Here is a 10856-nt window from a genome sequence, read left to right on the forward strand (position 1 = left end):
GGTGGGCTGGGTGTACGTGCTGTTCTCCTCGCTGCTGTGGTTCTTCGGGGTGCACGGCTCCATGGCGCTGGCGGCGCTGGACAGCGGCATCATGACGCCGTTCGCGCTGGAAAACGTGGAGCTGTACAACAAATACGGTTCGGTCGAAGCGGCGGTAGCCGCCGGAAAAGAGTTCCACATGTGGGCGAAACCGTTCGTCGATTCCTACATCTACCTCGGCGGCACCGGCTCGACGCTGGGCTTGATCATCGCCATCTTCATCGCCTCGCGCCGCGAAGATTACCGCCAGGTCGCCAAACTGGCGACGCCATCCGGCATCTTCCAGATTAACGAACCGATTCTGTTCGGTTTGCCGGTGATCATGAACCCGGTGATGTTCATTCCGTTCATCCTGGTGCAGCCGGTGCTGACCATTATCACCTCCCTGGCCTACTACTCCGGGCTGATCCCGCCGATCACCAACATCGCGCCCTGGACCATGCCGGTCGGCCTGGGGGCGTTCTTCAACACCAACGGCAGCATCATGGCCATGTTGCTGAGCCTGTTCAACCTGGCGGTCGCCACCGTGATCTATCTGCCGTTCGTGGCGATCTCCAACAAGGCGCAGAGCCAGATCGACGCGGCGACGGAAAGCGAAGAAGACATCGCCAAGGCGCTGAAATTCTAACTGTGGAACGGGGCGGCGCGGCCGCCCCGCGAGGGACGCGAGTATGGAATATCAATTTGCCGACGGGTTCTGGTGGGGCAGCGCCACCTCCGCGCCGCAGTCTGAAGGGGCGGCCGCGCGGGACGGCAAGAGTCGCAACATCTTCGACTATTGGTACGAGATCGCGCCCGAGCGCTTTCACGGACGGGTGGGGCCGACCGAGGCCTCGACCTTTTATGACCATTTCCGCACCGATATCGGGCTGCTCAAAACGCTGGGCCATAATACTTTCAGAACCTCGATCTCGTGGTCGCGGTTGATCCCGGACGGCGACGGTGAGGTGAACCCGCAGGCGGTGGCGTTCTATAACGCGATGATCGACGAGCTGCTGGCGCAGGGCATCACCCCGTTTATCAATCTCTATCACTTCGATATGCCGCTGTGCATGCAACAGCGCGGCGGCTGGGAAAGCCGGGCGGTGGTCGAAGCCTATGCGCGTTACGCCGATACCTGTTTCGGCCTGTTTGGCGATCGGGTCACCCACTGGTTCACCTTCAACGAGCCGATCGTGCCGGTGGAAGCCGGTTACCTGAATGACCTGCACTACCCTTGCGTGGTGGACTTCAAACGGGCGGTCACCGTGGCGTATCACAGCGTGCTGGCGCATGCCATGGCGGTGCGACGTTTCAGAGCGCGGGGGCTGCCGGGGAGCATCGGCATCATTTTGAACCTAAGCCCAACCTATCCGCGAACCGACGCGCCGGAGGATCGGCTGGCCGCACACGACGCCGATCTGCTGCTCAACCGCAGTTTCCTCGATCCGGTCGCCAAAGGGCGTTACCCGGCCGCATTGCTGCACCTGTTGGAGCGGCATGGGCTGATGCCCTATTGCGAACCGCAGGACGCGCAGCTGATCGAAGGCGGCGTGGTGGATATCCTTGGCGTCAACTATTACCAGCCGCGCAGGGTGCAGGCGAAAGCGGGACGGCGCGCCGAGGGGCCGATCGCATCGCCGGAGGATTTGTTCAGTTACTATGCAATGCCGGGCCGCAAAATCAATCCGCACCGCGGCTGGGAGATCTACGAGAAGGGGCTGTACGACATCCTGATGGATCTGAAAGAGAACTACGGCAATCTGCCCTGTTATATTTCGGAAAATGGCATGGGCGTCGAGGGCGAAGAGGCGTTTATCGGCGCCGATGGGCGGGTGGAGGACGATTACCGCATCGACTTTATTCGCGAGCACCTGAAGTGGCTGCACCGCGCGCTGGCGGAAGGCTCGCAGTGCAAAGGCTATCATCTGTGGACCTTTATCGACTGCTGGTCCTGGCTGAACGCCTACAAGAATCGTTATGGGCTGGTGCGGCTGGATCGGGCGGATCAGCGGCGCACCATTAAAAAAAGCGGTTACTGGTTTGCCGAGGCGGCCAGACGCAACGGATTTGACTAACGGGAGGCCGGCGCCGTGTCCGATAACCGAATTTCGCTGAGTGCCAACGACGTGAAGCTGATTCGCGAGCAGGATTTCTTTAACTGCAAAGACTTTCACCTGTTCATCTACAACAAGGTGGAAAGCGCCACCGGGCTGCATCAGCACGACTATTACGAGTTCACCATCGTGCTGAGCGGCAAATGCTATCAGGAGATCAACGGCAAGCGGGTGCTGCTGGAACGCGGGGATTTCGTCTTTATCCCTATCGGTTCCTACCACCAGAGCTTTTACGAGTTCGGCGCGACGAAAATTTTCAACGTGGCGGTCAGCAAAGCGTTCTTTGAAGAGCATTACTTGCAACAGCTGCCGCGCTGCTTTGTCGCCTCGCAGGCCTACAGCCTGAGAAGCGAGTTTTTGGCCTATATCGAATCGGTGGTGAGTTCCCCGCAGTTTCGTGAGGACGACTTCGCCGAATTCCTCGAAACATTGACCTTCTACGTGATCAGCCGCATTCGTCACCATAAAGAAGAAAACGACGGCGGCGATGATATCCCGCAGTGGCTGAAGAACACCCTGGCCGGCATGCATGACAAGGCGATGTTCGGCGAAAAGGCGTTGGCGAACATGGTGGCGCTGTCGGGGAAAACCCAGGAGTACCTGACCCGGGCGATGCGGCGTTACTACCATAAAACGCCGATGCAGGTGATCAATGAGATCCGCATCAACTTCGCCAAGACGCAGTTGGAGGTCACCAACTATTCGGTTTCCGATATCGCCTTCGATTCCGGCTATGGCGACGTCAGCCTGTTCATTAAAAACTTCAAGCGGCTCACCGACGTGACCCCGGGCAATTACCGAAAAAAGTGTTACGGCCCTCTTTAGGGCCGCTCCCGATCAGTATCAACGCCGATATGCCAATGAGCTTCAGGGCGCCGGTCGGTTAATCATTTGATTTTTACCTTAACGAGGGGGAATGCCGCGCCGAGCGGTCGGCCTTCTCTTGCCAAAAATCTATCCCGCGGGAGCCTCTATGGAAAAACTACTGATCGTAAATGCCGACGATTTCGGCCTGAGCAAAGGGCAGAACTATGGCGTCATCGAGGCGTATCAGCATGGCGTCGTTTCCTCCACCACGGCGATGGTGAACGGCGGCGGCGCGCAGCACGCGGCGGCGCTCAGCCGGCAATATCCGGGGTTGCCGATCGGGCTGCATTTCGTTTTGACCCATGGCAAGCCGCTGGGTGCCATGCCTTCGTTGGTCAACGAACATGGCGAACTGGGCAAATGGCTGTGGCGCCGCGCCGAGGCCGGCGAGCTGCCGCTGGACGAAATTCACGAGGAGCTGCAGCGCCAGTTCGCGCGGTTTGTGACGCTGTTCGGCCGCCCGCCGACGCATATCGACAGCCATCACCATGTGCATATGCAGCCGCAAATTTATCCGCTGGTGGAGGCGTTCGCGCAAGCGCAGGGTCTGCCGTTGCGTCTCGATCGCGAAGAGGCGAAACGGCGCGAACTGGCGTTGCAGACTCCCTGCAGCACCGACGCGTTTGACGCGGGATTCTACGGTGAAATGATTTCCGAAGCCTTGTTCTTGCAGCGGTTGGCGCGCGCCGACGAGCAGGGCGCAGAGTCATTGGAAATGATGTGCCACCCGGCGTTCCTCGACGCGACGATCCTGCAGAGCAAATACTGCCACCCGCGCCTCGTCGAGCTGGATGTGTTGACCGCGCCGACGCTGAAAGCGGCGATCGCCGAACGCGGTTTTCTGTTGGGCTCCTTCCAGGAGCTGTAACACCGCCGTTTACAGCATGGCGTGCGCCTTTTTCAGGCCGGTGTCTTCTTCAGGATCGGCGCCCTGAGGCAAGGGCTCCGCCTCTTGTGCTTCAGGCTGTGGCTCGTCGACCTCGGGCGCCGCTTCCGGCGGCGGCATGGTGTCGTGAATGATCTGCTCATCGAAGGTCGGATTGAGCGCCGGCGACAGCGGCGAGCTGGCGAGGCTGTCTGGCAGCGGGATGTGGGGCACCGGCGCGTCCTGCGCCAGCTGCGGTTCTTCCGCTTTCGCCGTGCGGCTGAGGGCCGCCAGCAGCACGCCGCACAGGGCGAAAAATGCGTACAGGATATTGCCGCCCAGCGGTTCGATCAGCGCGCCGACCGCCAATGGCCCGATGCTGGCGCCGACGCCGAACGCCATCAGCAGACAGGCGGCCAGCGAGACGCGGCGTTCCGGCTCGATCAGATCGTTGGCCAGCGCCACCGCCAGCGGGTAGAGCGTAAATTGCAACATGCTGACGATGAACCCGACCGCCAGCAGCAGCGGGAAATCGATGTGCGGCAGCAGCGCCAGCGGCAGCGCTGCCACGATCAGCAAAATGGCGTTGAGGCGCATCAGCAACGGGCGATTATAGCGATCCGACAGCCAACTGAGCGGGAACTGCGCCACCAACCCGGCGAAGATGGCCAGCGCCATGAACAGGCCGGTTTGCTGAGTGGTTAAGGATTGCAGGCTGGCGTAGACCGGCGCCAGGCCGTAAAACGAGCCTACCACCATGCCGATCACCAGCGTGGTGGCCAGCACCTTGGGAATGGCGCCGACAAAGTAACGCAGCTCCATCGGGGCCGGCGACATGTGGCGCGCATTGGTGCGGGTGGTAAGCGCGATCGGCACCAGACAAAGCGCGAAGCACAGCGCGATCACCAGCAGCGTGGTGATGCCCAGGTTGCTTTGCAGCATCAGCACGATCTGACCCAGCGACATGCCGAGATAGGTCGCCGCCATATAGAAGCCGAACACCATGCCGCGCTGGTTGGATTCCGCCTGGTCGTTCAGCCAGCTTTCCAGCACCATATACTGGCACATCATGCACAACCCGATCACCAGACGCAGCGCAACCCAGGCGGGAATGAACGCCGTCAGGCCGTGCCCCAGCACCGCAGCGGTGATGATGCCGGCGCAGGCCACGTAGGCGCGGATATGCCCGACGCGGGCGATGAGAAAGTGGCCGACCTTGCCGCCGATCACCAACCCGATGTAGTTGGCGGCGATGATGGCACCGATCAGCGCGCTGCTGACGTGGATGGAGGTCAGCCGCAGCGAGACGTAGGTGGTGAGCAGGCCCGAGCCCAACAGCAGCAGCAGGGTGGTGGTGTACAACGGCAAGAATACGCCCAACGTTTTTTTCACGCTATCATCCTAATCTCTTCTGGTGCGCCCTGAGGCCGCCGCAGCGTGCCGCCTCCGTGATGTTCCTTGTGCTGGTGCGCCGCCGCTCGATGGGGCGCTTCTTTTGATACTAGCAGCTTGGCCGGGCGCTTAAAACCGCACCTCCTGCGAGACGCTGCGCATTTCCACGCGCCAGCCGCTGCAGCGCCTTGATAAATGCTACTATCGGGCGCATATATCTGAATTCGCAAGGGAGGGGTTATGAGTGAAAACCAACTGCGCCGGCTCAGCGTGCTGGCAGGGGAGAAACTGAAGGCTCAGGGCCGCTGGATCACCTGCGCGGAATCCTGCACCGGCGGCGGCATCGCCAAGGCCATTACCGATATCGCTGGCAGCTCCGCCTATTTCGATCGCGGTTTCGTCACCTACAGCAATGCGGCGAAACATGATCTGCTGGGGGTGAGCGAAGCGACGTTGGCGGCGCACGGCGCGGTCAGCGAAGAGGTGGTGCGCGAGATGGCAATTGGGGCGCTGCGGGCGGCGCAGGCCGATCTGGCGCTGTCGGTGAGCGGCATCGCCGGCCCGGACGGCGGCAGCGCGGAAAAGCCGGTCGGCACCGTGTGGTTCGGCTTCGCCGGCAGCGATGGCCGGGGGCTGTCGCGCAAGATGCAATTCGAGGGCGACCGCGACGCGGTGCGGCTGCAGGCGACGATTTTCGCGCTGCAAACCGCCATCGACGAATTTTTGTAAATTAGGCTTGATACTGTATGACCATACAGTATAATTAGTGACATTTCCTGCACAACATACATTCAGTGGCAGTGTGGGGTAACACCGGCATTGCGAAACGAAGGAGCAAAAATGGCTATTGATGAGAACAAGCAAAAGGCGTTAGCTGCGGCACTGGGCCAGATTGAGAAACAGTTCGGCAAAGGCTCCATCATGCGCCTGGGTGAAGACCGCTCCATGGACGTGGAAACGATCTCCACCGGCTCACTGTCACTCGATATCGCTCTGGGCGCCGGCGGCCTGCCAATGGGCCGCATCGTCGAAATTTACGGCCCGGAATCCTCCGGTAAAACCACTCTGACGCTGCAGGTGATCGCCGCCGCGCAGCGCGAAGGCAAAACCTGTGCGTTCATCGATGCCGAGCACGCGCTGGATCCTATCTATGCGAAAAAGCTGGGCGTCGATATCGACAACCTGCTGTGCTCCCAGCCGGACACCGGCGAGCAGGCGCTGGAAATCTGTGATGCGCTGACCCGCTCCGGCGCGGTTGACGTCATCATCGTCGACTCCGTGGCGGCGCTGACGCCGAAGGCGGAAATCGAAGGTGAAATCGGCGATTCGCACATGGGGTTGGCGGCGCGCATGATGAGCCAGGCGATGCGTAAGCTGGCCGGCAACCTGAAAAATGCCAATACCCTGCTGATCTTCATCAACCAGATCCGTATGAAAATTGGTGTGATGTTCGGCAACCCGGAAACCACGACCGGCGGTAACGCCCTGAAGTTCTACGCTTCGGTGCGTCTGGATATCCGTCGTATCGGCGCCATCAAAGAAGGCGACGAAGTGGTGGGCAGCGAAACCCGCGTGAAAGTGGTGAAGAACAAAATCGCTGCGCCGTTCAAACAGGCTGAGTTCCAAATCATGTACGGCGAAGGCATCAACAGCCGTGGCGAACTGGTCGATCTGGGCGTGAAGCACAAGATGATCGAAAAAGCCGGCGCCTGGTACAGCTATAACGGCGAGAAGATCGGTCAGGGCAAGGCGAATGCCTGTAACTTCCTGAAAGAAAACCCGGCTATCGCCGCCGAGCTGGATAAGAAGCTGCGCGACCTGCTGCTGCACAGCGGCGGTGAGCTGGTGGCTGCCTCCGGTGACGACTTCGAAGATGACGAAGCGGAAACCAGCGAGCAGTTCTAATCGCTGAAGATGTGCGCCGCCGTTTATGTGGCGCATATCCTCTGAATTCAGGCTTGAATGATGAATGACTTGCTAAGCCGCGCCATGCGCCTGCTGTCGCAACGCGATCATAGTGAAGCTGAACTGCGCCGCAAACTTGCGGCGCAGCCGTTTGTGGCGAAAGCCCGGTTTGGTGGCAAGGGGCCGCATGCGCCGACATCGCCGACGGTGGCCGAAGAGCCGGTGGATCCTGCGCTGATCGATCAGGTTATCGTCTACTGTTACCAGCACAACTGGCTGGACGATAAGCGTTTCGCCCACAGCTACATCGGCAGCCGCAGCCGCAAAGGTTATGGCGCGCAGCGCATCCGCAGCGAACTGATGCAAAAGGGCGTGGATAAAGCGCTGGTGCAGGACGCGCTGGCGGAATGCGATATCGACTGGTGCGAACAGGCGAAACAGGTGGCGCAGCGAAAATTTGGCGATGCGTTGCCAACCGACTGGAAAGAGAAAGCCAAAGTGCAGCGTTATCTGCTCTATCGCGGCTTCTTCCAGGAAGAAATTCAGTCAATTTACCGTGATTTTGCGCAATGAGCGCACACGGGGTTTTACTTCCCTCTGAAGAAAATTTATCTTATCCCCACTTTTTGTTCGTGAGCTGGTTGTCATCGTCGGGATGACGCGCCACCGGCTCACGTGTCGTTATTCTAGCCTTTCCAGGAAAATTATGAGCAAGAGCACCGCTGAGATCCGTCAAGCGTTTCTCGATTTCTTTCATAGTAAGGGTCATCAGGTTGTAGCAAGCAGCTCCCTGGTGCCTAACAATGATCCGACATTGCTGTTTACCAATGCCGGCATGAACCAATTTAAGGATGTTTTCCTGGGGCTCGACAAACGCGCCTATTCCCGCGCCACCACCTCGCAGCGCTGCGTGCGCGCAGGCGGCAAGCATAATGACCTGGAAAACGTCGGTTATACCGCTCGTCACCACACCTTCTTTGAAATGCTGGGCAACTTCAGCTTCGGCGATTACTTCAAGCACGACGCGATCAGCTACGCGTGGGAACTGCTGACCGGTGAAAACTGGTTCAACCTGCCGAAAGAGAGACTGTGGGTCACCGTGTATGAAACCGATGACGAAGCGTTCGACATCTGGCAGAAGCAAATCGGCGTACCGGCGGAGCGCATTATCCGCATCGGCGACAACAAGGGCGCGCCTTTCGCTTCCGATAACTTCTGGCAGATGGGCGACACCGGCCCATGCGGCCCGTGCACCGAGATTTTCTACGATCACGGCGATCACATCTGGGGCGGCCCTCCAGGCAGCCCGGAAGAAGACGGCGACCGTTACATCGAGATCTGGAACATCGTTTTCATGCAGTTCAACCGTCAGTCCGACGGCACCATGCTGCCGCTGCCGAAACCTTCGGTGGATACCGGCATGGGTCTGGAACGCATCGCGGCAGTGTTGCAGCATGTGAACTCCAACTATGAGATCGACCTGTTCCGCACCCTGATCGCCGCCGTGGCGAAAGTGACCGGCGCGACCGATCTGGACAACAAATCTCTGCGCGTTATTGCCGACCACATCCGTTCCTGCGCTTTCCTGGTGTCTGACGGCGTGATCCCCTCTAACGAAAACCGCGGCTACGTGCTGCGTCGCATCATTCGCCGCGCGATCCGCCATGGCAACATGCTGGGCGCGAAAGATACCTTCTTCTACAAGCTGGTAGCGCCGCTGATCGAAGTGATGGGCCCGGCGGCCGACGAGCTGAAACGCCAGCAATCGCTGGTGGAACAGGTGCTGAAAACCGAAGAGGAGCAGTTTGCCCGCACGCTGGAGCGTGGTCTGGCGCTGCTGGACGAAGAGCTGGCCAAGTTGCAGGGCGATACTCTGGACGGCGAAACCGCTTTCCGTCTGTACGATACCTACGGTTTCCCGGTCGATCTGACCGCTGACGTCTGCCGCGAACGCGGTCTGAAAGTCGACGAAGCGGGCTTTGAAGAAGCGATGGAAGCGCAGCGTCGCCGCGCGCGCGAATCCAGCGGCTTCGGCGCCGACTACAACAGCCTGATCCGCGTGGACGGCAGCAGCCAGTTCAGCGGCTACGATCACGACGAGCAGCAGGCGACGGTCATCGCACTGTTCCGCGACGGCCAGCCGGTCGAGCAGATCAACGCCGGCGAAGAGGCGGTGGTGGTGCTGGACGAGACGCCGTTCTACGGTGAATCCGGCGGCCAGGTCGGCGATAAAGGCGTGCTGAAAGCCGCCGGCGCCGAGTTTGTGGTCAACGACACCCAGAAATACGGTCAGGCTATCGGCCATCAAGGCAAGCTGGCGCAAGGTTCGCTGAAGCTGAACGATCGCGTGGACGCGCAGATCGACACTGAGCGCCGCAACAGCATCCGTCTGAACCACTCCGCGACCCACCTGCTACACGCCGCGCTGCGCCAAACGTTGGGCGAGCACGTTGCGCAGAAAGGCTCTCTGGTTAACGACAAATACCTGCGCTTCGACTTCTCGCATTTTGAAGCGATGAAGCCGGAACAAATTCGCGCGGTGGAAGATCTGGTTAACCAGCAGGTGCGTCGTAACCTGCCGGTGCAGACCGAGCTGATGGCGTTGGAAGATGCCAAAGAGAAGGGGGCGATGGCGCTGTTCGGCGAGAAGTACGACGACAACGTGCGCGTGCTGACCATGGGCGACTTCTCCACCGAGCTGTGCGGCGGCACCCACGCCAGCCGCACCGGCGATATCGGCCTGTTCCGCATTCTGAGCGAGTCGGGCACCGCGGCGGGCATCCGCCGTATTGAAGCGGTAACCGGCGCTGGCGCTATCGCCACGCTGCACCAGCAAAGCGATTTGTTGCAAGACGTTGCGCAGTTGGTGAAGGGCGACAGCAACAACTTGACCGATAAAGTGCGCTCGGTGCTCGATCGCACCCGCGCGCTGGAAAAAGAACTGCAGCAGCTGAAAGATCAGCAGGCGGCGCAGGAAAGCGCGTCGCTGTCCAGCCAGGCGAAAGTGGTTAACGGCGTGAAGCTGTTGGTCAGCCAGTTGGACAATGTCGAAGCTAAAATGCTGCGCACCATGGTGGATGACCTGAAAAATCAATTGGGTTCGGCCATTATCGTGTTGGCAACGACGGCTGATGACAAAGTCAGCCTGGTCGCGGGCGTGACCAAGGATCTGACTGACCGCGTGAAAGCCGGCGAGTTGATCGGCAACGTGGCGCAGCAGGTCGGCGGCAAGGGCGGTGGTCGCCCTGATATGGCGATGGCGGGGGGGACGGATATCAACGCCCTGCCAGCGGCGTTAAACAGTGTAGAAGCCTGGGTGGCCTCGAAGCTGTGAACATAAATAAATAGCACGCACAAACGCCATAATACTTTGTTGATTATGGCGTTTTCATACTGTGCTAACACAATTTAGTTACAATTGCGGGAACAAAGTTTTTCAGGTCGGCTAAACTTACCGTTATCTGAGGTGGGACCAAGTCTGCTTACACTTATTGTGGATTGCGCGGCTTACGTTTTCACCACATATGATGGATAATGACGGGGAAACTGAGAGACCCGACTCTTTTAATCTTTCAAGGAGCAAAGAATGTTAATTCTGACTCGTCGAGTTGGTGAAACCCTCATGATTGGCGATGAGGTCACGGTTACTGTGCTAGGGGTAAAAGGCAACCAGGTGCGTATTGGTGTGAACG

10 protein-coding genes and 1 pseudogene are annotated in these 10856 nt (G+C 59.4%); 9 read left to right on the plus strand and 2 right to left on the minus strand.

What is annotated here, in order from left to right:
* From ADK28_RS01340 to chbG, 4 genes are all read left to right on the plus strand, one after another.
* On the plus strand, window positions 1-667 hold a 667-nt coding region (locus ADK28_RS01340; RefSeq protein ID WP_048794680.1), incomplete at its 5' end, for a PTS transporter subunit EIIC.
* Window positions 668-710: 43 nt separating this feature from the next.
* On the plus strand, window positions 711-2096 hold the full coding sequence (locus tag ADK28_RS01345) for a glycoside hydrolase family 1 protein (protein ID WP_048794681.1): 1386 nt from the start codon (window positions 711-713) through the stop codon (window positions 2094-2096).
* Window positions 2097-2111: 15 nt separating this feature from the next.
* The gene (gene chbR / locus ADK28_RS01350; protein WP_048794682.1) at window positions 2112-2960 is read left to right on the plus strand and encodes a transcriptional regulator ChbR; all 849 of its coding nucleotides are present in this window, start codon (window positions 2112-2114) and stop codon (window positions 2958-2960) included.
* 148 nt (window positions 2961-3108) lie between these two features.
* Window positions 3109-3870, plus strand: a complete 762-nt coding sequence (gene chbG / locus ADK28_RS01355; protein WP_048794683.1) for a chitin disaccharide deacetylase — start codon at window positions 3109-3111, stop codon at window positions 3868-3870.
* Window positions 3871-3879: 9 nt separating this feature from the next.
* Here the strand turns inward: chbG and ADK28_RS01360 are convergent, their stop codons facing one another.
* Window positions 3880-5259 carry an MFS transporter gene (locus ADK28_RS01360; RefSeq protein WP_048794684.1) on the minus strand — a complete coding sequence of 460 codons (1380 nt, stop codon included), beginning with the start codon at window positions 5257-5259 and terminating at the stop codon, window positions 3880-3882.
* Window positions 5260-5499: 240 nt separating this feature from the next.
* On the opposite strand from ADK28_RS01360, the gene pncC reads away from it, so the two are divergent.
* The 3 genes from pncC to recX all read left to right on the plus strand — a co-directional run bounded on the left by pncC (window position 5500) and on the right by recX (window position 7737).
* Window positions 5500-5988 carry a nicotinamide-nucleotide amidase gene (gene pncC, locus ADK28_RS01365; protein ID WP_048794685.1) on the plus strand — a complete coding sequence of 163 codons (489 nt, stop codon included), beginning with the start codon at window positions 5500-5502 and terminating at the stop codon, window positions 5986-5988.
* Window positions 5989-6099: 111 nt separating this feature from the next.
* The gene (gene recA, locus ADK28_RS01370; protein ID WP_004932541.1) at window positions 6100-7164 is read left to right on the plus strand and encodes a recombinase RecA; all 1065 of its coding nucleotides are present in this window, start codon (window positions 6100-6102) and stop codon (window positions 7162-7164) included.
* A 60-nt stretch (window positions 7165-7224) separates the two neighbouring features.
* Entirely contained in the window at window positions 7225-7737 is a 513-nt protein-coding gene (gene recX / locus ADK28_RS01375; protein ID WP_028127836.1) for a recombination regulator RecX, read from the plus strand.
* A 40-nt stretch (window positions 7738-7777) separates the two neighbouring features.
* Here recX and ADK28_RS32375 read toward each other — a convergent pair whose 3' ends face one another.
* Window positions 7778-7921, minus strand: coding sequence for a hypothetical protein (locus ADK28_RS32375; protein ID WP_162180460.1), 144 nt, complete (start codon window positions 7919-7921; stop codon window positions 7778-7780).
* On the opposite strand from ADK28_RS32375, the gene alaS reads away from it, so the two are divergent.
* Window positions 7871-10498, plus strand: coding sequence for an alanine--tRNA ligase (gene alaS, locus ADK28_RS01380; protein ID WP_048794686.1), 2628 nt, complete (start codon window positions 7871-7873; stop codon window positions 10496-10498). The genes ADK28_RS32375 and alaS overlap by 51 nt on opposite strands.
* A gap of 252 nt (window positions 10499-10750) precedes the next feature.
* A pseudogene (csrA, locus tag ADK28_RS29575) lies at window positions 10751-10856 on the plus strand (carbon storage regulator CsrA); the annotation flags it as partial.

This window comes from Serratia sp. 506_PEND (assembly GCF_001076875.1).
Lineage (GTDB): Bacteria > Pseudomonadota > Gammaproteobacteria > Enterobacterales > Enterobacteriaceae > Serratia > Serratia marcescens.

Excerpts from the sequence above, each read along its gene's own strand:
- pncC (WP_048794685.1), top strand. The coding sequence starts at position 5,500 with ATGAGTGAAAACCAACTGCGCCGGCTCAGCGTGCTGGCAGGGGAGAAA.
- ADK28_RS32375 (WP_162180460.1), bottom strand. The coding sequence starts at position 7,921 with ATGAAAGAAATCGAGAAACGCTTGACGGATCTCAGCGGTGCTCTTGCT.
- ADK28_RS01345 (WP_048794681.1), top strand. The coding sequence starts at position 711 with ATGGAATATCAATTTGCCGACGGGTTCTGGTGGGGCAGCGCCACCTCC.
- recA (WP_004932541.1), top strand. The coding sequence starts at position 6,100 with ATGGCTATTGATGAGAACAAGCAAAAGGCGTTAGCTGCGGCACTGGGC.
- alaS (WP_048794686.1), top strand. The coding sequence starts at position 7,871 with ATGAGCAAGAGCACCGCTGAGATCCGTCAAGCGTTTCTCGATTTCTTT.
- recX (WP_028127836.1), top strand. The coding sequence starts at position 7,225 with ATGAATGACTTGCTAAGCCGCGCCATGCGCCTGCTGTCGCAACGCGAT.
- chbG (WP_048794683.1), top strand. The coding sequence starts at position 3,109 with ATGGAAAAACTACTGATCGTAAATGCCGACGATTTCGGCCTGAGCAAA.